This is a genomic window from Psychroserpens ponticola, assembly GCF_023556315.2.
Taxonomy (GTDB): Bacteria; Bacteroidota; Bacteroidia; order Flavobacteriales; family Flavobacteriaceae; genus Psychroserpens; species Psychroserpens ponticola.
On sequence record NZ_CP116221.1, the window covers coordinates 21197 to 45291 of the forward strand.

Sequence of the window (24095 nt, forward strand, 5' to 3'; positions counted from 1 at the left end):
GAAATCCTTTTGTCATAGCAAAAGATTGTAACGGAAAGCACGACCTGAAAGGGAACGCCCAAATTATATACCTAAAATCAATTTAGCAATCCAGAAATAAATTAAAATACCCAAGATATCATTACTTGTTGTAATAAATGGTCCTGTCGCGATAGCAGGATCAATACCTCGTTTGTCTAAAAATAATGGAATAAATGTGCCAATTAAACCTGCAATAATAATTACAGCTACGAGTGATATTGAAATGGCAAGAGCTAGTTTAAAATCTTGTTCCCAAGCAAAAACAAAAAGAAATAAAAAGAGTGACAAAATGAAACCATTAAGTGTAGCCAATAACATTTCTTTTATAAGTCGGCTATTAATGCTTCCTTTTACATCATCATTAGCTAAACCTTGTACAATAATTGCACTAGATTGAACACCTACATTACCTGCCATTGCAGCAATTAATGGTGTAAATAGAAATAAGATGATAGCTTCTTTGGGTAAGTTCTCTTCGAAGAAATACATGATAATAAAAGCACCAACACCACCAACAAGGCCTAGAAATAGCCAAGGCAATCGTGCTCTGGTGAGTTCTAAAATACTATCATCTGCTTCAACATCACCTGTAATACCTGCTGCCATTTGGTAATCTTTTTCGGCTTCTTCTTTTAAAACATCTACAATATCATCAATGGTAATTCTACCTAATAATTTTTGGTTGTTATCTACGACTGGAATGGCTTCTAAATCATATTTAGACATGACTTTAGCAACATCCTCTACATCATCATTTACGTTAACCCAATCTACATTATCTTTAGCAATGTCAGCAATTTTTTGTTCGCTTTTGGCAACAATTAAATCTTTAAGAGATAAGCGACCAATTAGTTTTTCTTCTTTATTGACCACATATATCGAGTGCACTCTAGTGACTTCGGCTGCTTGTCCTCTAATTCGCCGTAAGCATCCAGCAACGGTCCATGTTTCATAAACTTTTACCAGTTCTTTAGCCATGAGACCACCTGCAGTATCTTCATCATAAGCTAAAAGTTCGGTAATTTCCTCTCTATGCTCATCATCTTCAATCCTTGAGATTACTTCAGCTTGACGTTCTTCAGGTAATTCGGAAATAATATCTGCAGCATCATCAGTATCTAATTCTTCAACTTCTTCTGCAATTTCTTTTGCTGAAAGATTTTCGAGGACTTTCTCTCTGGTATCTTCATCAAGTTCTGTTAGAATATCAGCAGTCGTTTCAGAATCTAATAATTTGATAACGTAAACCGAATCATCTAAATCTAATTCATCTAAAATTTCGGCAACATCTGCAAAGTGAAATTCATTTAAAAGCGATTTTAACTTTTTGTCTTCAGCATTGGAAACCAAAAGTTCTACTTTTTCAATGAGTTCATCGGTAAGTTCAAATTGGATATTTTCTTTGTCTTCTACCATTAGATGTAATGCTTCTCGATACAATTTTATAGATTCTGAATGATTTCAAAATCATAAAATGACTCGAAGTGACGTTCTAAGTATTGTCGTTTTCAATGTGTTGTGTTAATTCTAAAAACGAATCTACACTGAGTTGTTCAGGACGTTTGTCAAATATAACATTTGCTTTTAAATTATCTGAAAGATTGAATGTTTTTAAACTATTGCGAAGTGTTTTTCTACGCTGTTGAAAGGCTGTTTTTACGACTCTAAAAAATAGTTTTTCATCACAATTTAAGCTAAAATTTTCTTTGCGTTTCAAACGTAAAACGCCTGAATCGATTTTTGGTGGTGGATTAAAAACCGTTGGTGGAACCGTAAATAAATATTCTGCCTCATAGAATGCTTGTGTTAAAACCGAAAGAATACCATAAACTTTACTGCCTTCTTTTGAACAAATTCGTGCTGCGACTTCTTTTTGAAACATACCAGAAAACTCAGGGATTTGCTCACGCATCTCTAAAGTTTTAAATACAATTTGTGTAGAAATATTATAAGGGAAATTACCAATGATTGCAAAAGGTTCATCTTTAAAGATCTCAGTTAAATCATATTTCAAAAAATCCTTTTCATAGACGCGATCTGCTAAGTTGAGATAATTTGCTTTGAGGTATTCTACAGATTCTGGATCAATTTCTATGACATGTGTTTTGATGTCTTTTTTTAGCAAATATTTGGTGAGCACACCCATTCCTGGACCAATTTCTAACACATGCTTATAGCCATCAAAACTTAAGCTATTTGCTATTTTTTCTGCAATAGTTTCGTCGGTTAAAAAGTGCTGACCTAAATGTTTTTTTGCTCTTACTGACATGTAGTAGTTAATTGATAGTTTTTATAGTTAGTTTGTAAACGATAAGCTTATTAGCACGAAGATATGAAAGATTTTTTCGGGAAGATGTTTATATAGTAAAGTTGTTGAGTTGATTGAAATTGAATATTTCACCAAACACCAAACACCAAACACCAAACACCAAACACCAAACACCAAACACTAATTCACGTAAACTTCACTGAATATTCATCTACAACTTGAAGCTCTGTTCTAAAGGCTAATGATTTTCCTGCAAATCGTTTCAAGCCTTCTTGACGTAATTTATCGGCATCTTCTCTGTAATAGGCATCAAGTGCTTCTCTTGAATACGAACGGTATTGAATAGAGTAGGTTTGTCCACCCAATTCTTCTTCAACCAAAACTTTTGTTAAAGTAGCTTTTTCAAATTTCCCTGTAGAAAGTACTTGAGGAATGTGTTCTTTTATCCAAAGCAGCCATTCGTCATGTATACTGTCTTCAACATTAACAGTTACGTTATATATGTACATGTGTTTTTAATTATAAATCTTTTGCAAATAACAGAAGTTCTTTATTGTCTTCAAAGGGTTTTATTGTTTTTTGGTAAGATAAGCCTAATTTTTCCAACAGATTAATGGAAGGTTGATTAATTGGAAGCGTAATAGCACTTATGGTTTTTAAATTGAACGTGTTTTTTGCGAGGTTCATAATTTCAGTAGCTGTTTCAAAACCATAGCCTTTACTATGGTATTCTGGAAGCAATGAAAAACCAATATCAACATGTTCTAAATTATCCCGTTTTAATAAACCACTAGTACCTATAGTTTTTAAATCTTCGTCTTTTAATTGAATCTTATAATAACCAAAACCATGATTTTCATAGCATTTGAGTTGGTTGTTTTTGACATGAGTTATAGCCTGTTCAAGATTTTTTACATTGCGATCGCCATTATATTTAAGCCAACCTGGAGTATTCATCAATTCTAAAAGAAAAGATGCATCCTCAACTGTGATTTTTGAAAGAATTAATCTGTTAGTTTCGGCTATGATCATAAATTTTTGATAAAAACAGACTTAATTTATAGCGTCACCACGTAACATTCTGAAGCGTTTTCTTGCTTCAATGAAATAGATACTATCTTCATGATTAAAAATAATATTCTCATAAAGAGGTTTTGCTTTTTCTGGCTCACCAAGTTGAGTCTGGTATAATTGTGCTAAATAGAAATGCGCATCATCAGCTAAAATTTCATCTCTGTAATTGGCAATAATATATTCGTAATTGGCAACAGCCTTATCAAATTGCTTAGTATTTTCAAATAATTTGGCTTGCATAAACAACGCTTGATCTTCTATGGTTTCACCTTTGTGTTCTGTTAAGATTTTACCTAAAAGAGAAATAGCTTCTTCGTTTTTATTCTGAAATGCAAATAAATCGGCTTTGGAGTATAAACGAAGTGCTGTATGCAATGAATCTTCTTGAATATTATCTGAAATTAAAAGCTTTAAATCCAAAGCATCGTTTGCAATTAGTTGAGATGTAGATGATTTTAAAATTTTAAGTTGCGATTCTGCCCATTTAAAATCACCTTTATAATAACTTGTTTTTGCTACCTTATATCTTGCTTGTTGTGAAATGGTGCTATTTTTTAAGTTTGCTTGAATTTGTGAATAGTAAATTAAGGCTTCATTAAATTTTTCTTGAAAGACTAAAATGTCTCCCAGTTTTAATTTTACAGTAGCTTCTTGAAATGATGATAATTCTAATTCAAGACTTTCTTTTAAAAATAAACTAGCGTTTTCAGGTTCATGAAGATTGAACGCTAGAAAATCACCATAGGCAATTTGAAGCGCAATAGTTTGTTCGTAAGTGCCATATTGTTTAAAAAGGGTTTGATATTTATCTTGTATGTCTTTTAGTTCTTTTTTGCTAGCATTTGTAATTTCAATATCTAAAAGGTATTGATGTGCTGTAAGGCGAGTTTCAATGTCTTGTGAATTCTCTAAGATATAATTGAATATAGAATTAGCAGTGTCATAGTCTTTTTCGTTGATGGCCGTAAGTGCCAAATCTGTAATACGTGATAAGCTTTCAGGATTTCGTTTGTATAACGCTTTTTCTTGTATAAAGGCTTTGTTGTATGCTTTCTCCTGTATATAAAGCCAACTTAGCATGTCATACCAGATTTGGTCTGGTTGTGCCTGAATCTTTTTAAGTAACAGTTTTCTTAGAGAAACATTATTTTCATTGTCGCTGTTTTCGGAAATAAAGTCACTAAAAGCTCGCTTACCATTATTAAGATATGTGGGTTTTGATTCAATATAATCGATGTAATTGGAAAACATTTGTTCAATATTTCCTAATTCACCATAAATACGTGCAAGTTGAACATTAAAGTTTTGTTTTGGGTTGAGTGCCATTCCTTTTTTGTAAGCTATAATTGCTTTTTCTAAAAGACTATGGTCTTGAAGTCGTTTGGCTACACCATATGAAAAAGCAGGATTTTCGTCAATTGCAATTAGAGCATCTGTATAATAAGTTTCTGAAATATCGAGATTGCCTTTTAATTGATAATTATAACCTAATTCGACTAGAAGTGACGGATTATTACTTTTTGAAATCCGTTGTAATAAAAGAATTTGAGCATTATCATATTGTTCAAGTTGTTGATACGTTTCAACAAGTTTATAAATGTATTTGTAGTTACCTTGATTTTTTTCGTATAATTTTTGGTAGGAAATAAGAGCCTTTTCAAACTCACCACGTTTGAAATAGTTATCTGCTAGTTGTTCATTTTGTGAAAAACCAAATACACAACTTAAAAGTAAGATTATAAGTAAAAACTGCTTCATGCCACTAATTTATGTAAAAATAAGGTATGCAGTGCTTACATATTGTGAATGTTTTTATAAAAAATGCCCAAACATGAGTTTAGGCATTACCAACCAAAATAAATGTGCTATTAATCACTAAATAAAAATGATTCAATTATTCTGCTGTGGCTATTTTTGGGGATTATCTAATAAAGTAATGCGACTATTACAGTAATACTTTGCTGGCCATAACAATTAAACTTACAAGAAGTACGATGCGTTTGATATTTTTCATAATAAGTAGGTATTCGTGATTTGGGAATACTAACTTCTTTATTATTCTTGAAAAATCAAAAGAAATTGACAATTATTCGTTGAACAACGTCTTTTTTTAGCATTTAAACGATTGGATGTGTGATTATTCTTACAAAATTAAATTTTATCGAATCCTGTATAAGGAATCAAAACCTCAGGGATTTGGATGCCATCTTCAGTTTGATAATTCTCTAAAATACCAGCTAGCACTCTTGGTAAGGCAAGTGAACTTCCGTTTAATGTATGTGCTAATTCGTTTTTACCATTACTGTTTTTAAAACGTAAGCGTAAACGATTCGCTTGATAAGATTCAAAATTTGAAACACTTGAAATCTCTAACCAACGATCTTGAGCCGTAGAAAACACTTCAAAATCATAAGTCATCGCAGAAGGAAAACCAGTATCTCCACCACACAAACGTAAAATTCTATATGGTAATTTTAGCTCACGTAAAATGCCTTTTACATGATTAATCATACCTTCAAATGCCTTGTAAGAATTGTCAGGATGCTCAACACGTATGATTTCAACTTTATCAAATTGATGTAGTCTATTTAATCCTCTTACGTGAGCGCCATAACTACCAGCTTCTCTTCTAAAACAAGGTGTATAGCCTGTAATTCCAATGGGTAACTCACTTTCAGCTAATAAAACATCTCTAAACACATTAGTTCCTGGAACTTCTGCTGTAGGTATTAAATATAAATCATCACGAGAGTCGTGATACATTTGTCCTTCTTTATCTGGTAATTGACCTGTACCATAACAAGACGCCTCATTTACTAAATGTGGTAATTGGTATTCGGTATAGCCAGCAGAAGTATTTTTATCTAAAAAATAGGCAATTAATGCACGTTGTAATTTGGCACCTTTTCCTTTGTAAACAGGAAATCCAGCTCCAGATATTTTATTCCCTAATTCAAAATCGATGATGTCGTATTTTTTTGCAAGCTCCCAGTGTGGAAGTGCATTATCATGAAGTTTTGGAATATCACCTTCGTAAAATATTTCTTCATTGTCTTCATCTGTGTTTCCAGAAGGCACACTTTCATGAGGTACATTGGGTATTTTATAAAGTAATGCTGTAAGTTCTTCGGCTGTGGTATCTAGTTGACCACTTAAAGTGACTTTATCTTCTTTAAGTTGTACCGTTTTTTCTTTTAATAGGTTTGCTTCAGCAGCTTTTCCAGATTTAAACAAATCGCCTATTTCTTTTGAAATGGTATTAGATTCCGCTAAAGTGTTGTCCAATTGAGTTTGTAAAGCTCTTCGGTTTTCATCTAAAGCGATTACGTCTTCAATCATTTTAGTGGCATCAATATTTCGTTTTGCCAATCTTTTAATGACGTCCTCTTTGTGTTCTCTAATAAAAGCAACTTGTAACATGAGTAAAAAATTTAAGCAGCAAATTTAATAAATTGTCAGTTATTCTCGTCTTGTTTTGAAGGTAAAATCCACTCTTGATGTTTAAAAGGATTCCATTTCTCTCTCGCTAAGTCCACTTTAGGGTCAATTAGCTGTTGTCTCGGTTTCCCATTGACACTTAGTAATGCATTCACATACACTTCAATGTCAATTCCTTTTTTAGAATATTCCTGTTTTAAATGTTGAGCAAACTGCCACATAACATCAGGTTTTGTGCTAACTGATCTACGTTGTTTTTTTGAAAGATAATCATCAAAATTAATACGTGTCGAATTGCCTGTTGCTTTATCTATTACTGTAAAAGTTGTATTACTATTTTTTGAACGCAGCATCATTCGCCATGACATTCTATGTCCTTCTTCGGTCCAAAGAACATCACCTTTAATAAAATGGTGCCTTAAAGGAAGCGCGATTTGCACTATAAAATAGAGAATAAAAATCGTTTTAAAAATTGGAGCATAACGTGGTATTATAATTTCAGATGCTTCATAAAGTGGTTTTTTCTTCAAGAAGAAATTCTGAATAAATTTAGGTTCAAAAAAGAATACAGCAAAGGCTAATGACAAATACGGAAAAATTCCAACCTGAAAAATGATGGAGTTAAAGAGGTGAAAAAACACAGAAACAAAAAAAGCAATTTTACGAGATGGTTTCCATAATAACAATGGAATTATAAGTCCGTCAAATAAAATTCCACCATAAGCAACAAAATAATGGACAGCTTTATGTTGAAGAAGGTCACCAATTAAATAATAATGCTGTTTACTTTGCATTAATAACTCTGGAAACGTAAGATCTAACCAATCAGGATATAATTTAGCTATAGATGCGTATGTATATAAAATGAATAATTGAAAAACGAAATACAATTTGCACCATTGAGGCATTGAAATGCTTTTTATACTTGGATTTAGTTTAGCATCTATAGAAGCAAATCGATGTGCAGGCATAACAATCATCGCAGCACTTAAAATCATTAAAAAATAATAATGATTATTGTATGACGATTTTTGCATAAAATAAACGCCAGCCCAAAGCAATGTAAAGCTTAAGATACTTAGCCTATACTTATAGCCAATCATTACGAAAATTCCAAAGATTCCCATTACAGCATAATAGATATACATCCAAGGTCCTGGTAAAGGTTGCAGCCAATCAAAACCAATAAAATTAAATGTAAACTGAGGATCAACAAGCGTTCGCTTAATCCAGCCAGTTGCAATAGCTCCAAAGCTTTCTAGTGCTAAAAAAGCTCCAAAAAGCATTCTAAATGTAATTAATGCAGTATTATCTATATGTTTAAATAAAAGTTTATTCATATTTATGAATAAACTTTAAGGCGTGTACTTGATCTAATTTAAGTTGTTTTTGAAGTAAGGTAAGAGATTCAAATTTATGTTCGTTTCTTAAGCGATTTAAAATATTGACCTTAATGGTATCGTCATAAAGGTTTTTATCTAAATTAAAAAAATGAACTTCAATCGATTGCTTTGTGCCATTAACAGTAGGATTTGTGCCAATATTCATCATGCCGTAAACCGTTGTATTATTAATTATTGAATGCACAACATAGACTCCGTTTTTGGGGATGAGTTTATAATCTTCCTTGATTTGAATGTTTGCTGTTGGAAATTGAATTTGTTTGCCAAGACCTTTTCCTTTAATGACAGTTCCAGTTAGAAAATAAGGAGCGCCTAAGTACGAATTTGCAGTTTGTAGATCTCCATCTGAGATGGCATTTCTGATTTTTGTTGAACTTACAGCAACGTCTTTAATATCTTGAGCAGAAATTTCTTCAACTTCAAATCCGAACTCAATTCCAAAGACTTTTAAATCATCAATATTTGCACTTCGGTTTTTGCCAAATCGATGGTCATAACCAATAATAATATGTTTTGCATTAAGCTCATCTACTAAAATACTTTTCACATAATCTCTAGCTGAAAGATTTGCGAAATCTTTATCAAACATTTTAATTACAAGTGCATCTAGACTTAGCTTTGAAAGTAAATCTTTACGTTCGTCAATAGTATTTAAAAGCTTAATAGAAGATTCTTTTTGAAGCACCATTCTTGGGTGAGGAAAGAACGTTAAAACGACAGATTCAATGGTTTTATTCTGACTAACTTTAACTAATCGCTCAATTATTTTTTGATGACCAATATGAACACCATCAAATGTTCCAATTGTAATCACTGAAGGTTTTTTGGGATATGTATTTTGAGAATTATAAAGTTTCAAATCAGAAAAATATTTTGGTAAAAATAATCATAAACCTAAAACCTAAGAAATATTAGTTTCTACATTGATTATTTTAATTTTATTAAAAAGACGTAATATTTTGAAAGGAAAAGGATATTGTACTTAAAATTAAAAGTCAATAAAAACATGGTGCCAACTGTTAAAACCTTGTTTTTTGTTAAAAAAAACATAAAAAAACCATATGATTTCATTAGATTTGGAGGCACTATTTATAAAAATGTAGTGAAGAGAAAAATTTTTAACTAATAATATTTACCCATGAAGAACTTTACTTTAAAATCAATTTTTACAGTTTTAGCACTGATGCTTGCTGTGACTAGTTATTCCCAAGATCGTACTTGTGGAATGATGGAGTACATGGAAGAAATGAAAAAAGATCCAGTTTTATTAAAAGAATATCAAGAAAACCAGAGAAAATTTAAAGCTGAATTGGCTAAACGATTACGTTCTGATTTTCAGGCAAGAGGAGGGGCTACAATCGAAATCCCAGTTGCGGTGCATTTTATGACTGGAAACACTAATGATAGAGCTTGTTTAGAAGCTTTAGCACAAAGACAAATCGATGTTTTAAATGCAGATTATAGCGCTTCAAATACTGATATTTCAACTTGGAATGCTATCGCTGATAATTACGTTGGTTTAGATGCTCCTGGAGTGGCTAATATCACATTTTGTTTAGCTACATCTAATCACCCTGCTGCTGTACCTCAATTAGTGGAAGGGCAACCTGCTGTAACAATTGGATATAATTTTGCAAATGGTAGTGGATTTCCCGAAACAGATGTTAATTTTCAAGGTTACATGAACTTTGTTGTAAAGCCACTTAATGGGTTATTAGGTTACTCGCCATTAGGAGGTAGTGTTGCAAATGGTGCAGCTGTAGTTATTGATCCAAGTACTTTTGGAACTGGCGGTGGATGTGCTAATGGAATTGCTCCTAGTTCACCATACAATCTTGGTAGAACAACGACTCACGAATTAGGCCATTTTTATAGTTTGCGTCATACTTTTAATGGTGATGCTACACAAGGTGATCCTAATGCAGTTTGCGGAAGTGGTACTGGAGACGGCATTGCAGATACTCCTGAAGTTGCCAGCGCAACTTATGGTTGTCCTTCTAATCCAACACCATTTGCATGTAATGCACCAGAAAGACGGTTAACTATGAATTATATGGATTATGTAAATGATGCATGTATGTACATGTTTACACCTGGACAAGCAAATCAAGTTGATGCTTATATTGCAGGTGTTTTGGCTAGCGCTTTTAAACCTAATGTTTGTGGAGCTGCTAATCCTGGATTTGCATTAACAGCTAACGATAGTCCTGTTTACAGTTGTCCCGATATAGATACTGAGGCTGTTTTTAATCTTAGTTATACGACAATTTTAGACTTTAATGAAACGACCACTTTTTCAGCAACAGGATTGCCTGCTAATGCTACAGTGAATTTCACGCCTTCATCGTTAAGTAATGATGGGGATTTTGTGATGACTGTAGGAGGTATAGGTGCTACTGCATTAGGTGTGTATACGATTACAGTTACTGGTACTTCAAACTCTGTAGTAGAAACTGTAGATGTTGTGCTCAATAATAACTGTACAGAAATTGATTGTATACCATTTACACCAGACCCTATGAATTTTCCTCTTAGTATTACAGATGGTCTAGCAGGTGGAGGTGTAGGACAGCCATTAGCTCAATTAACGATTAATGTTCCAAACTCGTCTATCATTGATGGTATGACCGTTAGTGTCGATCTTACACATACGTATACTCAAGATTTAATTCTACAATTATTACATCCTGATGGTGCAACATTTGTAAATCTTTTAGGCCAGGATTGTGGATCTGAGAATTTGAATAATACTTTAATAACTTTTGACGATGAAGGAAGTACTATTACTTGTCCAGGTGGAGATAACGATATTATTCCATCAGGAACTTATGCGCCTTCTGATCCGTTAAGCACTTTTGATGGTTTAGATGCTCAAGGAGATTGGACGCTATTCGTTGCAGATGTATTTGAGGGAGATATTGGTCAGTTAAATAGTTTGACATTATCAATTTGTAGCGAACAACAGCTAAGTGTTGATAAATTCTCGTTAGATAGCTTTGCTATTTTCCCTAATCCTAATAATGGAGAATTCACAATTAAATTGAATTCTAACTCTGGGAATGATATTAAAGTAGATGTGTTTGATATTAGAGGTCGAAGAATCTTTAATAATATATATGCAAATACAGGTGATTTTAGTGAAACAGTTAATCTAAATAGCGTTCAATCTGGAATGTATTTAGTGACTGTTAATGATGGAAATAATGAAATTACAAAACGAATTATCGTAGAATAATTTTTTAGTGAATATACTTTAAAAAAGAGGCTTTTTAGCCTCTTTTTTAGTGCGTAAAAGTTTTTGAAAATTTATAGTATCTTTAAAAAATAAATTTAAAAAATTCACATGAAAATTACTCTCCACTTAACCAAGGTTTTATTGTTCTTTTTAGGAACATTTTCGATGTTTGCGCAAGAGAATACTTGGGAAATTTCAGAATTCAGAAATGGAACTAATGATGTTACTTTAGAACATTTAGATTCTAAAAATTACATGGTTTTTCAATTAAACATTGAGAACTTAAAACAACAATTGCTTAATGCACCACACCGAAAAGATTCCAATGGACAATCAAACACTATTGTTCAGTTTCCTAATTTTAAAGGAGAATTAGAATCATACCGAGTAGTTGAAACTGCAATATTTTCTTCTGAATATGGAGCGAATGCCTTTCCAAATATCAAAACATATTTGGGTTCTAGAATTGACAATTCAGGAACTCGTTTAAGATTTAGCGTCACACCTTTAGGATTGAAAGCAATGATTTCAGAACCTGGTAAAGACCCATTTTACATTCAACCTGTAACTAAAGTATCTAATGGTCAATATTTGATTTATAATAGAGCTGCAAAAGTTGATTCTTCTGAAACCTTTGAATGTTTAACAGAAGATTTGGAAGTGCTTTCAAGAACTACAAGTACACCTTTAGAAAGAGATGCAAATGATCAGCTTCTAAGAACATTTAGAATAGCGATCTCTACAACGTCTCAGTATACAGCTTTCTGGAATGATGGAAATGCAGGAAATGGAAACGCTCAAGAAGATGCTTTGGCTCAAATGATTTCAACATTAAATAGAGTAAATGAAGTTTTTGAAGTTGATATGGCTATTACCTTTCAATTAGTTAATACCGCTAACGATTTAGCAATAGATTTAGTGTATTCTGGAACTGATCCTTACGGTAATGATTTAAATGGTGACTTACAAGATAATTTAACAGATGAAGTTGGTGAATTGGATTACGATATTGGTCACTTATTTCATTACGATGATAATAACGGAAATGCTGGTTGTATAGGATGTGTTTGTGAAAATGGAGAAAAAGGGAGTGGATTTTCTTCTCACTTGTTTGAAGATAATGATGGTGGACCATTTATGGCTGATTTTTTTGATATTGATTATGTTCCACATGAAATGGGGCATCAAATGGGAGCCAATCACACATGGTCATTTGGATCTGAAGGCACTGGAGTTAATGCCGAACCTGGAAGTGGAACATCTATTATGGGTTATGCAGGAATAACAGGATCTGATGATGTGCAAGATCATTCCGATCCCTATTTTCATTACTATAGTATTTTTCAAATTTTAGGAAATGTTGCTTCTTCACCAAATAATTGCGCAACAACGACAAGTATTACTAATAGTCCACCAGATGCAGATGCAGGTATAGATTATACAATTCCTAATGGAACAGCTTTTGTTCTTAAAGGAAGCGCAACTGATGCTAATGGTTCAGATGTATTAACCTATTGCTGGGAACAAATAGATGATGGTGTTACCACTGATAATAATTTCGGACCAACAAAGACTTCAGGAGCATTATGGAGATCAAGACCACCAAGTACGTCGCCAGATAGATATATGCCAATTTTTGAACGTGTATTAAATGGAGAGCTTACAGAAACAAACCCTGTTGAGACTGTCGATAATAGTTCTTGGGAAACCGTTTCTACTGTTGGTCGAGATTTAAATTTCGCCTTAACGGTTAGAGATCGTTCTGAAGCTGGAGGAATAGGACAGACACCACAATCTAATTATGATACCATGACGGTTACCGTTGATAATACTAGTGGTCCTTTTGTAGTGACTTCTCAAACGACTAATGAAAGTTGGGATGCAGGAACTTCACAAACCATAACTTGGGACGTTGCTGGAACAGACACAGGAAACGTAAATACACCAACAGTAAATATTTTATTATCAGTAGATGGAGGTCAAACATTTCCATTTACAATGGCTACTAATGTTCCTAATGATGGTTCTCATGATGTTACTGTACCATTTACTGGAGGTGATACATCAATGGCAAGAGTAATAGTTGAAGGGAGTGACAATATATTTTATGCTGTGAACTCTTCTAATTTTAGTATTCAAGCTTCTGAATTTATTTTAACTGTAGATACTACTGAATTAGATATATGCCAACCAAATAGTTTAGTGTATAATTTTACTTACAATACTTTTTTAGGTTTTAGTAATACAACTAATTTTTCGGTGACAGGATTACCTGCTGGAGCTTCTGCAGTTATAAATCCAACTTCTGCTACTGCTGATGGTACACTAGGAACAATTACAATAAACGGAACAGGAAGTTTAACTGTTGGAAGTTATCCATTTACATTTGATGGCACTTCTGGAACTGCTTCGCAAGATGTAGATTTGATAATGAATGTGTATAGTGATTCAGTTAATACAGCAATTCTTACGTCTCCAAATAATGGAGCTGCTAATCAAAGTACAGCACCAGAATTGATGTGGACAGGAAGTGACAATGTGCAAGATTATTTAGTTGAAGTAGCTACAGATATTAATTTCACAAATATTGTAGATAGTGGAACAACTCAATCATTAGCATATACAGTAGGTGATTTGAATACTAACTCAACATATTATTGGAGAGTTACTGCTTCTAATTTATGTGATACTGCTCCTGTGTCTTCTGTCTTTAGTTTTACTACAGCTAATATATCATGTAATAGTTTTTTGGATGATGTACCACAAAACATATCCGAATTTGGTTCTGGAAACACAGTTGTTTCAACTATAAATATAGGTCAAGACCTTCTTGTTACAGATGTTAATGTCACAGTTAATATAACACATACTTGGACTGACGATTTAGAGATTACGCTTACAAGTCCTTCAGGTACAGTTGTAGATTTAATATTTGATGAAGGTGATGATGGAGATGATTTAATAAATACAACATTTGATCAAGAAGGTGTAGATGGTCCTATAACAGGAGCTTCTCCACCTTTTACAGGAAGTTTCCTTCCAGAAGGTGACTTGTCAACAATTTATGGTGAAACTTCAGGAGGAGATTGGGTATTGACTATTGTTGATGATGCTAATCAAGATGGAGGAACTTTTAATAGTTTTAGTCTTTATTTATGTTTAGAAGGAACGCTTTCAGTTGGCGAAGAAAATAGTAGTCTTTCAGACTTTGTAATTTACCCTAATCCAAATAAAGGAACCTTTAATGTGGTATTTAATAATTCTAATTCTGATAACGTAAAAATTTCAGTATTTGATATTAGAGGAAGACAAATTTTCAATAATATTTATGATGGATCTCCAACATTTAATCAATCGGTAAGCTTAGAGAATGCACAATCTGGAGTGTATCTAGTTACTGTAGAAAACGGAACAAATAAAGTTACTAAACGAGTTATAATCGATTAGGTATTTAAAGTACATAATTTAAACTTAAAAAGAGAGGCTAATTAGTCTCTCTTTTTATTTACCATTGAATGTGTTCATGGTATTATTAATGCCTGCTGTACCAAAAGATTTTATGAGTTCTATCGACTTTTCTAATCGTTCTGTGAGTTTCTCTGACTCTTCATTTGACCATTCGCCTAACACATAATCTACTTGTCTTCCTTTGCCAAACTTATCACTAATGCCAAACCTAAATCTGTTGTATTTATTGGTTTGTAATTTGTCTTGTATGTCTTTTAATCCGTTATGACCACCATCACTTCCTTTGATTTTTAAACGAAGACTACCAAATGGAAGATTAAGATCATCAGTTATAATAAGCAAATTCTCTAAAGGGATTTTCTCTTTTGTTAACCAATAGAGTACTGATTTTCCGCTTAAATTCATAAACGTACTTGGTTTTAAGAGTATAAACGTTCTTCCCTTAAATTTATACGTAGTTAAATCACCTAATTTTTGTGTTTCAAATACGAGATCTTCTTTTTCTGCTAAGGCATCTAAAACCTTAAAGCCAATATTATGTCTGGTGTTTGCATATTGACTTCCAATATTACCGAGTCCAACAATTAGAAATTTTTTCATAAGATTAGTGTCTTCGATGTCTAAAGGAGTCGAATTCCATGTAAACAGGTTTTTAATAAACGTCCAGATAACACAAAGTTTTTGTAAAAATAAAAAAGCATTCTAATATAATAGAATGCTTTTTATATATATAGAATAAGTAAGTTTTATTCTTGAGCTTCAGATGCTTCTGCTGCTGGAGTTTCTCCTCCTTCAGTAGTTGCTTCTGCTCCTTCTTCTAATTCTTCTTCATCATCGTCATCAACAACAGCTGTTCTAGCAGTCTTGATTTGAACAACAACAGTATTCTCAGAATGTAATATTGAGTATCCTTCACCTTCAAGTGCGGCAACATATAATTTACTTCCAATTTTTAATGGTGTAATATCTGCTTCTAAGAAATCAGGTAAATTTTTAGGTAAAGCTTTTACTCTTAATTTACGTCTGTTCTTACGAAGAATACCTCCATTTAAAACACCTTTAGATGTTCCAATAACATGTACTGGAATATTCATTGCAATTTCTTTGTCTTCGAATAAACGGTAAAAATCTACATGTAAGATTTTATCGGTTACTGGATGAAATTGAATGTCTTGTAATACGGCATCAAATGTAGTACCATTGTCTAAGGCAATCACAACTGTATGCGCATTAGGCGTGTATACAAGTTTAGAGAATGCTAATTCAGCTGCTGAGAAATGCACTGTTTCGTTTCCTCCGTATAATACGCAAGGAACCTGACCAGCATTACGTAAGGCTTTTGTTGCTTTTTTGCCTACGCTTTCTCTTTGAGATCCATTGATTGTAATTGATTTCATTATTGAAATTTTAATTTAATATTTAGTAAATCCCTCGTTTTGAGGGCTGCAAATTTAGTAATATATATTGAAAAGCACCACCTTTTACTGCAATTTTTAAAAAGGCATAAATTTTGCACATAGAATTGCTTTGTAGTCACCTTAAGCAAGAAAAGGTTTTTGTCGTAGAATTACATGACAAATTTAGAGCTAATTGATTTGTTATAATGTACATTGTGCATTACGTCTGCAAAAAGTTCGGCACAACTTAAAACCTTAATTTTTTTATTTTGCTCTTTTAGAGGAATCGAATCTGTGACTATTAATTCTTCTAATTTAGAGTTGTTTAACTTTTTATAAGCGTCACCAGACAAAATAGGGTGTGTACAGATTGCTCTGACACTTAGAGCTCCTTTTTCTATCATTAAATCGGCGGCTTTTGTTAACGTTCCTGCCGTGTCTACCATATCATCGACCAATACTACGTTTTTTCCTGTAACGTCTCCAATGAGTTCCATATGTGAAATCACATTGGCTTTTGCACGTTGCTTATAGCAGATAACAACATCACTTGCCAATGCTTTTGAATACGCGTAAGCTCTTTTAGATCCACCCATATCTGGAGAAGCAATGGTTAGATTATCTAAATTAAGTTCTTTTAAATAAGGCAAAAATATAGTAGATGCAAACAAATGATCCACTGGTTTTTCAAAAAAACCTTGAATTTGATCTGCGTGTAAATCCATTGTAATAATACGAGTAGCTCCAGCTGCTTCTAGCATTTTTGCAACTAATTTTGCTGCAATTGGAACTCTTGGTTTGTCTTTTCTGTCTTGTCTTGCCCAACCAAAATAAGGAAGCACAGCTGTAATATGTCTTGCTGAAGCACGTTTTGCTGCATCAATCATTAATAGCATTTCCATTAAATTTTCTGGTCCAGGATGTGTAGAACCAATAATAAAAACACGAGTTCCTCTTATAGATTCTTCGTAAGATGGTTGAAATTCACCATCGCTATATGTTGATGTGATAACGTTACCTAATTTAACTCCATAAGCTTTAGCGATTTGTTCTGCTAAGTCGCGGCTTTGAGTACAAGTAAATATTTTGGCTTCAGTATTTTCGTATGACATTTGTTTTCAGTGGTTTAGTCTCTTGTTGGTTGATTTAGTTCAAAGTTCAAATTTAGAAAATTATTTTCCTTCAAAAAATTATAAATCCCACTATTTTTAATTGATTGCCCAAAATATTTTTCTATTTTTGCAGTCCAAAATTGCTCAAGTGGTGGAATTGGTAGACACGTTGGATTCAAAATCCAATGTCGCAAGACGTGTGGGTTCGATTCCCACCTTGAGTACTTAAAAGCTTCAGGTTTTACTTGAAGCTTTTTGTTTTTTACATCTTCTTAATCACATGAGTCACAATTCCCCAAATTTGAAAATCATTGCTTTCGGTCACTAAAATAGGGTCGTAAACTGGATTTTCAGGTTGTAGATATACGCCTTCAGAAGTTACTTTTAAACGTTTTACAGTAAACTCACCATCAATAAAACACACTGCAATTTTGTTATGCGTAGGCTCTAAACTTTTATCAACAACGAGTAAATCGCCATCATCGAGTCCAGCTCCAATCATTGATTGTCCGCTAACTCGAGCATAAAATGTAGCCTCTTTATTTTTGACCAGAGTTTTGTCTAAACTAATTTTGTTTTCTTTAAAATCTTCAGCAGGAGAAGGGAAGCCAGCCGAAATACCTGTTTGAGCTAAAACAATTTCTAGAGATTGTGTGTCATCTGGAGTGTAAAACTCAAGCGCATTTTTTGGTGTTAAAAATTTTAAAGACATTTTACTTTAAGTATTTCGTTAATATTAGTTGTATATTTTAGTGATAATCGTTCTTGGCGCATTTTCCATGTGCGTTTTAAATCTTGACTACCCAATTTTATTTTATGAGATTCATATTTTTCATTAAGACTATCAATAGTTCTCATTAATGGTTGGTGTTTTGGGTTTTCAGTTACAAATAAGTTAAGCTGTCGTTCGTTTTTTGGAACCAAACCCATTAATACTACTCCAGCTTTTTTGTAATGTAAGCCTTTTTTATAAATATCCTTCATGGCTTCAGTAGCATATTTACTAATAATTAAACTTGAGTCTGTTGAATAAGGTAAATTTACAATAGTACTGAAAGATTCATAGCGTTCACCAATTTTGTTATGCCTGTTATTTTTGATAAATACATAAATCATATTACAGCATGAATGTTGCTTGCGTAATTTTTCGGCACAACTGGTTGCAAATGTTGAGATACGTTCTTTTAAATTGTCAAGATCAGAATACGTATGTTCAAAACTACGTGTTGTAGCAATCGCTTTTTTTTGTCGAATAGGTTCTTCTAATGTTAATGTAGAAATGCCTAAGAGTTCTTTTTTTAAACGTAAACCGACAATTGCCATATTTGTTTTTACCCATTCATCACTAAGTTGTGTGAAATCATAAGCATTAATACAATTTCTAGATTTTAATCGTTTTTGTAAACCTCGACCAATTCCCCAAACAGATTCTATTTTCATCCACTTTAATGCTTTGATTCGTTTGTCTTCAGAATCTATAACGTATACGCCATTGGTTTGCTTCTGAAATTTCCTAGCAATTTTATTGGCAACTTTAGATAAGGTTTTAGTTGAAGCAATACCTACAGATGTTGGAATGCCTGTCCATTTCAAAACACGTTGTCGAATCTGAAGCCCATAATCGTTGAAATCATAATTATCGAATCCTCTAAACTGTAAAAATGCTTCATCAATACTATATACTTCTATGTCTGGTGTAAATTGTTCTAAAATAGACATCACACGACTACTCATGTCGCCATATAACGGGTAATTTGATGAAAACACACGAATATTATGTGCTTTAAAAAAACTTTCATATTTGAATGCAGGAGCTCCCATTGGCAAATCCAATGCTTTGGCTTCATCGCTACGCGAAATCACACAACCATCATTATTAGATAAAATGGCAACGGGTTTATTGTTGTATTGTGGTTGAAAAACGCGTTCACATGACGCATAAAAATTATTACAATCTACAAGTGCGAACATGATATAAAGATAAGATAAAAACGTTTCCTTTGAGTTCTGTTTTTATAATAGGAATGTTAAAGTTTGGAGTAATTAACTTTATAACTGGGCTCGACTAATATAGTTATAGTATCCTGCAAGGTTTTTGATACCTTGTAGGTATTGACATGTTAAATTATTTAGGGATTAGCTTCGCTGTTCCCAGAAGGTTATGCTGGCAATACATGATAATCACAAACTAACGTTTGTTAATTAAAATACACAACCAAATTTGCTGAAGCTTGCTTCGACAAATTTGGTTGTGCATTTTAATCTATTCGCAGAGAGGAAGGGATTCGAACCCTCGATACGTTGCCGTATACACGCTTTCCAAGCGTGCGCCTTAAGCCACTCGGCCACCTCTCTCTTTAATGTTGTGAGTGCAAAGAACTATAAAATTTTTTAAAGCTTAAAATTTATTAATTCATTTCGCCACGTAAAGACGTTTCAAAAATAGTTTTAAACGTTTTCATAGAAATGTCTTCACCTAACATAAACATCAATTTGGTCAATGCCGCTTCAGTAGTGATGTCTTTTCCAGAAACCACACCTATTTGTTTTAGTTGAGAACTGGTTTCATATTGTCCCATCATGACGCTTCCGCCAGAGCATTGCGTTACATTTATAATTGGAATTCCTCTTTTTATGGTTTGCTTCAAAAGTGCGATAAACCATTGTCCTGTGGTTGTGTTTCCGGCGCCATAAGTTTCTAAAATCACACCTTTTAGGTTAGCTGTATTTAAAATGCTTTTAAGTATAGGTTCAGAAATACCAGGAAACAATTTTATTAAAGCAATATTGGTGTTAAATGATTTATGAACGATAAGTTTTTTTCTAATATTTGGCTTGAATAAGGCGTTTTCGGAAACATTTAAGTGCACACCAGATTCTGCTAAATGTGGATAATTTAAAGATTCAAAGGCCTCAAAATGTTCAGCATTTAGTTTGGTTGTACGATTGCCTCTATATAATTTGTATTCAAAATAAAGCCCAACTTCACGAATAACAGGTTTCCCATTTTTTTGAAGCGACGCCATTTGTATGGATGTGATTAAGTTTTCTTTAGCATCAGTTCTTAAATCTCCAATAGGTAGTTGTGATCCTGTGAAAATGATTGGCTTTGCTAAATTTTCAAACATAAAACTCAAAGCAGAAGCTGAATAACTCATGGTATCACTTCCGTGTAAAACTACAAATCCATCAAAAGCGCTGTATTTATTTTCGATAATTTCTGCAATCTGAATCCAATATTCAGGACTCATATTACTAGAATCAATTGGGTCGTCAAAAGAGATGGTGTTAATATTACAATCTAATAATTTTAATTCAGGAATGCGATCTAACAAATTTTCAAAATCAAAAGCTTTTAATGCTCCAGTGTCAGGATCTTTAATCATACCAATGGTACCTCCTGTATAAATTAATAAAATGTTAGGTTGTGATTGCGACATGATTAAATACTAAAAATTTCTTTTGAGTTCTGTGTTGTAATTTCGGCAATTTTTTCTTCGGAAACGGCATAGATTTCAGACAATTTTTCTAAAACCTTTGTAACATAGGAACTTTCATTGCGTTTTCCTCTGTATGGTTTAGGAGCGAGATAAGGCGAATCGGTTTCTAAAACAATGTGTTTTAAATCAATTTGATTTAAAAACTGATCGATTTTTCCGTTTTTAAATGTAGCAACACCTCCAATACCTAATTTCATATTATAAGATATGGCTTTTCGAGCTTGTTCTAAAGTTCCTGTGAAACAATGAAAAATTCCGAAAAGGTCATCATCTTTTTCAGTTTCTAAGATTTCAAATATTTCATCAAAAGCGTCTCTACAATGTATAACAATTGGTAATTTGTACTGTTTTGCTAGCTGTATTTGATGTTTAAATGCTTTCTTTTGGATGTTTAAAGTTGAAGTGTCCCAATATAAATCAATACCAATTTCGCCAATAGCGTAAAATTGACGTTGTGTTAACATCTCTTCAACATGTTGTAATTCGTCTTTATAATTATCTTTTACAGATGTTGGATGTAAGCCCATCATTAAATACATGTAATTTGGATAGTCAGCTTCAAGTTGAAACATCGCTTCCGTATGAGACGAATCTATAGCTGGAATAAAAAAACGAGAAACATTAGCATCTAAAGCACGTTGAATCATATCTTTTCTATCGTCATCAAAAGCTTCGCTGTATAAATGAGTATGTGTATCAGTAATAATCATAATGCAAAAATAAATGTTTTATAAGACTATATTTGTAAAAAAGAAAATGATATGGATACCTTGCAGGAATACCTTTTAAACAAAGGCTATACCAAAATAAAGTTACATTTAACAAAGACCAACCATTTCGAAATTATAGCTAAAATAAATGGAAAAAAAGGGTTGTTTATTTTAGACACTGGAGCTTCTAGTTCTTGTGTAGGTTTTGAAGCTATAGATACATTTAATCTTAAAGCAAAGGATAGTGATATTAAAGCCGCAGGTGCAGGCGCCACAGATATGCTAACTCAGATTTCTAAAAAAAATAAATTAAAAATAGGAAAGTGGAAGAAAGATAAAGTTGCACTTATTCTGTTTAATTTAACTCACGTCAATGCGGCATTAACAAATCATAATTCTAAACCCGTTGATGGTATTATTGGAGCAGATGTTCTTAAAAAGGGAAAAGCTGTCATTGATTATGAAAAAAAGTATTTATATCTAAAGTTGTAGGATTTTATTTATCTTTATAAAAATCCCTCAAACTAATCCAAATGCCTACAATATTAATAGCAGATGATCATCCATTAATTCTTAAAGGACTTAAAGATTTCCTTCTTGAAAAAGAATATAATGTTATTGCAAGTGCAAAAAATGGAAAGGAAGCTTTTACGCTAATTAAAGCACATCAGCCAGAGATTGCTATTTTAGATATTCAAATGCCTTACCTTACAGGGTTACAAGTTGCTAAAAAATGCAAAGAAGAAGGTCTTACAACGAAAATCATAATTATTACTTTTGAAAAAAGTGAAGCCATTTATAAAGAAGCGAAGGCACTTGGAATTTATGGGTATATTTTAAAAGAATTTGCGATTGAAGAAGTTGAACATTGTATTGCGAATGTTTTGCAGGAGAAATCTTATTTTAGTCCAGAGCTTATAGAGTATTTAGAAATAAAACAAACACCTGATGAGTTAAAGTCGCTTACTGTTACTGAGATGAAAGTTCTTCAGCTTACTGCTGAAAATATGACTGCTAAGGAAATTGGAGCGATTATAGGTTGCTCAAATCGAACAGTTGAAAAACACAAAAGTCACATTCGTTCTAAATTAAAATTGTCTTCTAATTCAAATAGTATAGCAATTTATGCTAAAGGGCAAGAAGAATTTTTATCAAAATATACGTAGTTCTACGTATTGTTTGGTATCAAATTAATAGCGAAGTTTGTCTTGCTATTAATTCTTTAGGGAGAATTATTTTACAAAAGGCCTTGAATTGTCATTGATTCAAGGTTTTTTTATGTAAAAAATCGAAATATACGTAGAACTACGTATTGCGCTACATTGATTAAATACCGAAGTTTGTAGTGCTATTAATCAATTTTCCTTTTGAAATAAAGGATTAAGGCTCTGAGTTTTAAAGCTCAGAGCTTTTTTTATGCGTTTTAAAATTTTAACACTTACTAAGTTGTTGTTTATTAGTGTTTTAAAAATAAAATTGTACTCTATACGTAGTTCTACGTATTGTGTTGCATTGATTAAATACCGAGTTTTACAGTATGTTATTTATATAGGGATTATGAATAGCAACTAATTAATCTTAATTAACAAGTTAATTAGTTATAGGGTTTAAAGTTCTGGGATGCCTCATCCCAGAACTTTATCAAAAAAGCAAAAGACAATTTAAAATTGAAATAAAATGGATACAATGAAACACAAAACGAGTCTAACCAACAAATTATTTATAACCGGCTTAATTGTTAGTGCTGTTGTAATCATTGCCGTAAATATTCTTGTTAATTTTTTTTAGTTATTAGTTAGTAGTTATTTTTATTAGGAAAAAAAGCGCATTCCAAATCTTCGGAATGCGCTTTTTTAAAAACATTTTAATAATAATAATTTAACTTTTCAAACCACATACCATAGAATATTTACTGTATATTTATAATTGGATTAAAATAAATAAACTAAATCTAATATGATGAAAAACTTAACCTTTTTAGTATTACTAATTTTATTATCGAGTTGCAAAAATGATGACGATAGCAGCACACCAACTAATCCTGTAGATCAACTACCATCTGCTACACAGACAGGTGAAAATACGTTTGGTTGTTTGGTTAATGGTGAGCCTTTTGTGGTCACAAATTCAAATGACCAAGTGGCAATATATCAACAAGGTCAACTTCAGTTTGGAGGTGGAGGTATTTCAATGATTATAAATGAACCTTTTTCAACAAATGTTGAAGCCGATTTAGTTGGTAGGGCAAGGTATATTGTTGACCCAAATCCTCAGGTAGGTTGTCATTATGAATTTGAAGACAGTTATGAAGGTTTCGTTATTTTCACTAAAATTGACCAAATAAATTATATAGTTTCAGGAACTTTTGAATTTTCTACTGTCAATGATGATTGCGAAAACATCAACATAACAAATGGTCGTTTTGACTTACAATACATACCATAACAATTTTTTAACTATTAATCTTA

Annotated in this window: 20 protein-coding genes and 2 tRNA genes; 6 read left to right on the top strand and 16 right to left on the bottom strand. The window is 32.5% G+C overall.

The genetic code is table 11. The annotated features are described in order from the left end of the window. Positions 1-63 precede the first annotated feature (63 nt). The 8 genes from mgtE to MUN68_RS00155 form a co-directional block, all read right to left on the bottom strand. Complete coding sequence (gene mgtE, locus MUN68_RS00120; RefSeq protein ID WP_249996312.1) at positions 64-1437, bottom strand: magnesium transporter; 1374 nt, start codon at positions 1435-1437, stop codon at positions 64-66. Between the two features lie 76 nt (positions 1438-1513). Continuing rightward, positions 1514-2290: a 16S rRNA (adenine(1518)-N(6)/adenine(1519)-N(6))-dimethyltransferase RsmA gene (gene rsmA, locus MUN68_RS00125; protein ID WP_249996313.1), complete on the bottom strand. Its 777-nt coding sequence runs from the start codon at positions 2288-2290 to the stop codon at positions 1514-1516. Positions 2291-2475: 185 nt separating this feature from the next. Continuing rightward, the gene (locus tag MUN68_RS00130; protein ID WP_249996314.1) at positions 2476-2799 is read right to left on the bottom strand and encodes a DUF4286 family protein; all 324 of its coding nucleotides are present in this window, start codon (positions 2797-2799) and stop codon (positions 2476-2478) included. Positions 2800-2809: 10 nt separating this feature from the next. Further along, a complete protein-coding gene (locus MUN68_RS00135; protein WP_249996315.1) occupies positions 2810-3322 on the bottom strand; it encodes a GNAT family N-acetyltransferase in 513 nt (170 codons plus the stop codon). A gap of 21 nt (positions 3323-3343) precedes the next feature. Continuing rightward, complete coding sequence (locus tag MUN68_RS00140) at positions 3344-5122, bottom strand: tetratricopeptide repeat protein (RefSeq protein WP_249996316.1); 1779 nt, start codon at positions 5120-5122, stop codon at positions 3344-3346. Positions 5123-5515: 393 nt separating this feature from the next. Then, positions 5516-6784 (bottom strand): serine--tRNA ligase, encoded by a 1269-nt coding sequence (gene serS / locus MUN68_RS00145; protein ID WP_249996317.1) that lies wholly within the window; start codon positions 6782-6784, stop codon positions 5516-5518. A 35-nt stretch (positions 6785-6819) separates the two neighbouring features. Next, on the bottom strand, positions 6820-8142 hold the full coding sequence (locus MUN68_RS00150) for an HTTM domain-containing protein (RefSeq protein WP_249996318.1): 1323 nt from the start codon (positions 8140-8142) through the stop codon (positions 6820-6822). After that, positions 8135-9064, bottom strand: coding sequence for a bifunctional riboflavin kinase/FAD synthetase (locus MUN68_RS00155; protein WP_249996320.1), 930 nt, complete (start codon positions 9062-9064; stop codon positions 8135-8137). Before MUN68_RS00155 ends, MUN68_RS00150 begins: the two co-directional genes overlap by 8 nt. 279 nt (positions 9065-9343) lie before the next feature. Here MUN68_RS00155 and MUN68_RS00160 point away from each other — a divergent pair, with 279 nt between their 5' ends. Together MUN68_RS00160 and MUN68_RS00165 are read left to right on the top strand one after the other, a co-directional pair. Next, positions 9344-11440 (top strand): zinc-dependent metalloprotease, encoded by a 2097-nt coding sequence (locus MUN68_RS00160; protein ID WP_249996321.1) that lies wholly within the window; start codon positions 9344-9346, stop codon positions 11438-11440. Positions 11441-11548: 108 nt separating this feature from the next. Next, positions 11549-14887 (top strand): zinc-dependent metalloprotease, encoded by a 3339-nt coding sequence (locus tag MUN68_RS00165; protein ID WP_249996322.1) that lies wholly within the window; start codon positions 11549-11551, stop codon positions 14885-14887. Positions 14888-14941: 54 nt separating this feature from the next. Here the strand turns inward: MUN68_RS00165 and pth are convergent, their stop codons facing one another. From pth to MUN68_RS00180, 3 genes are all read right to left on the bottom strand, one after another. Beyond that, entirely contained in the window at positions 14942-15508 is a 567-nt protein-coding gene (gene pth, locus MUN68_RS00170) for an aminoacyl-tRNA hydrolase (RefSeq protein WP_249996323.1), read from the bottom strand. A 146-nt stretch (positions 15509-15654) separates the two neighbouring features. Next, positions 15655-16305: a 50S ribosomal protein L25/general stress protein Ctc gene (locus MUN68_RS00175; RefSeq protein WP_249996324.1), complete on the bottom strand. Its 651-nt coding sequence runs from the start codon at positions 16303-16305 to the stop codon at positions 15655-15657. Between the two features lie 170 nt (positions 16306-16475). Further along, a complete protein-coding gene (locus MUN68_RS00180; RefSeq protein ID WP_249996325.1) occupies positions 16476-17417 on the bottom strand; it encodes a ribose-phosphate pyrophosphokinase in 942 nt (313 codons plus the stop codon). A 142-nt stretch (positions 17418-17559) separates the two neighbouring features. On the opposite strand from MUN68_RS00180, the gene MUN68_RS00185 reads away from it, so the two are divergent. Beyond that, a tRNA-Leu gene (locus tag MUN68_RS00185) sits at positions 17560-17641 on the top strand. 38 nt (positions 17642-17679) lie between these two features. Here MUN68_RS00185 and MUN68_RS00190 read toward each other — a convergent pair. From MUN68_RS00190 to MUN68_RS00210, 5 genes are all read right to left on the bottom strand, one after another. Next, positions 17680-18129, bottom strand: a complete 450-nt coding sequence (locus tag MUN68_RS00190) for a LexA family protein (RefSeq protein WP_249996327.1) — start codon at positions 18127-18129, stop codon at positions 17680-17682. Then, the gene (locus tag MUN68_RS00195) at positions 18120-19388 is read right to left on the bottom strand and encodes a Y-family DNA polymerase (RefSeq protein ID WP_249996328.1); all 1269 of its coding nucleotides are present in this window, start codon (positions 19386-19388) and stop codon (positions 18120-18122) included. The genes MUN68_RS00190 and MUN68_RS00195 overlap by 10 nt, the downstream gene beginning before the upstream one ends. A 299-nt stretch (positions 19389-19687) precedes the next feature. Then, positions 19688-19772 (bottom strand) — tRNA-Ser (locus MUN68_RS00200). 53 nt (positions 19773-19825) lie between these two features. Further along, positions 19826-20857, bottom strand: coding sequence for an asparaginase (locus MUN68_RS00205; protein WP_249996329.1), 1032 nt, complete (start codon positions 20855-20857; stop codon positions 19826-19828). Between the two features lie 2 nt (positions 20858-20859). Then, a complete protein-coding gene (locus MUN68_RS00210; RefSeq protein ID WP_249996330.1) occupies positions 20860-21627 on the bottom strand; it encodes a TatD family hydrolase in 768 nt (255 codons plus the stop codon). A gap of 51 nt (positions 21628-21678) precedes the next feature. Between MUN68_RS00210 and MUN68_RS00215 the strand changes: the two genes are divergently transcribed. The 3 genes from MUN68_RS00215 to MUN68_RS00225 all read left to right on the top strand — a co-directional run bounded on the left by MUN68_RS00215 (position 21679) and on the right by MUN68_RS00225 (position 24072). Beyond that, complete coding sequence (locus MUN68_RS00215) at positions 21679-22119, top strand: retropepsin-like aspartic protease (protein WP_249996331.1); 441 nt, start codon at positions 21679-21681, stop codon at positions 22117-22119. Between the two features lie 41 nt (positions 22120-22160). Next, positions 22161-22793 (top strand): response regulator transcription factor, encoded by a 633-nt coding sequence (locus MUN68_RS00220; RefSeq protein WP_249996332.1) that lies wholly within the window; start codon positions 22161-22163, stop codon positions 22791-22793. A 790-nt stretch (positions 22794-23583) separates the two neighbouring features. Then, the gene (locus MUN68_RS00225; RefSeq protein WP_249996333.1) at positions 23584-24072 is read left to right on the top strand and encodes a hypothetical protein; all 489 of its coding nucleotides are present in this window, start codon (positions 23584-23586) and stop codon (positions 24070-24072) included. Positions 24073-24095 lie beyond the last annotated feature (23 nt).

Excerpts from the sequence above, each read along its gene's own strand:
- mgtE (WP_249996312.1), bottom strand. The coding sequence starts at position 1,437 with ATGGTAGAAGACAAAGAAAATATCCAATTTGAACTTACCGATGAACTC.
- rsmA (WP_249996313.1), bottom strand. The coding sequence starts at position 2,290 with ATGTCAGTAAGAGCAAAAAAACATTTAGGTCAGCACTTTTTAACCGAC.
- MUN68_RS00130 (WP_249996314.1), bottom strand. The coding sequence starts at position 2,799 with ATGTACATATATAACGTAACTGTTAATGTTGAAGACAGTATACATGAC.
- MUN68_RS00135 (WP_249996315.1), bottom strand. The coding sequence starts at position 3,322 with ATGATCATAGCCGAAACTAACAGATTAATTCTTTCAAAAATCACAGTT.
- MUN68_RS00140 (WP_249996316.1), bottom strand. The coding sequence starts at position 5,122 with ATGAAGCAGTTTTTACTTATAATCTTACTTTTAAGTTGTGTATTTGGT.
- serS (WP_249996317.1), bottom strand. The coding sequence starts at position 6,784 with ATGTTACAAGTTGCTTTTATTAGAGAACACAAAGAGGACGTCATTAAA.
- MUN68_RS00150 (WP_249996318.1), bottom strand. The coding sequence starts at position 8,142 with ATGAATAAACTTTTATTTAAACATATAGATAATACTGCATTAATTACA.
- MUN68_RS00160 (WP_249996321.1), top strand. The coding sequence starts at position 9,344 with ATGAAGAACTTTACTTTAAAATCAATTTTTACAGTTTTAGCACTGATG.
- MUN68_RS00165 (WP_249996322.1), top strand. The coding sequence starts at position 11,549 with ATGAAAATTACTCTCCACTTAACCAAGGTTTTATTGTTCTTTTTAGGA.
- pth (WP_249996323.1), bottom strand. The coding sequence starts at position 15,508 with ATGAAAAAATTTCTAATTGTTGGACTCGGTAATATTGGAAGTCAATAT.
- MUN68_RS00175 (WP_249996324.1), bottom strand. The coding sequence starts at position 16,305 with ATGAAATCAATTACAATCAATGGATCTCAAAGAGAAAGCGTAGGCAAA.
- MUN68_RS00180 (WP_249996325.1), bottom strand. The coding sequence starts at position 17,417 with ATGTCATACGAAAATACTGAAGCCAAAATATTTACTTGTACTCAAAGC.
- MUN68_RS00190 (WP_249996327.1), bottom strand. The coding sequence starts at position 18,129 with ATGTCTTTAAAATTTTTAACACCAAAAAATGCGCTTGAGTTTTACACT.
- MUN68_RS00195 (WP_249996328.1), bottom strand. The coding sequence starts at position 19,388 with ATGTTCGCACTTGTAGATTGTAATAATTTTTATGCGTCATGTGAACGC.
- MUN68_RS00205 (WP_249996329.1), bottom strand. The coding sequence starts at position 20,857 with ATGTCGCAATCACAACCTAACATTTTATTAATTTATACAGGAGGTACC.
- MUN68_RS00210 (WP_249996330.1), bottom strand. The coding sequence starts at position 21,627 with ATGATTATTACTGATACACATACTCATTTATACAGCGAAGCTTTTGAT.
- MUN68_RS00215 (WP_249996331.1), top strand. The coding sequence starts at position 21,679 with ATGGATACCTTGCAGGAATACCTTTTAAACAAAGGCTATACCAAAATA.
- MUN68_RS00220 (WP_249996332.1), top strand. The coding sequence starts at position 22,161 with ATGCCTACAATATTAATAGCAGATGATCATCCATTAATTCTTAAAGGA.
- MUN68_RS00225 (WP_249996333.1), top strand. The coding sequence starts at position 23,584 with ATGATGAAAAACTTAACCTTTTTAGTATTACTAATTTTATTATCGAGT.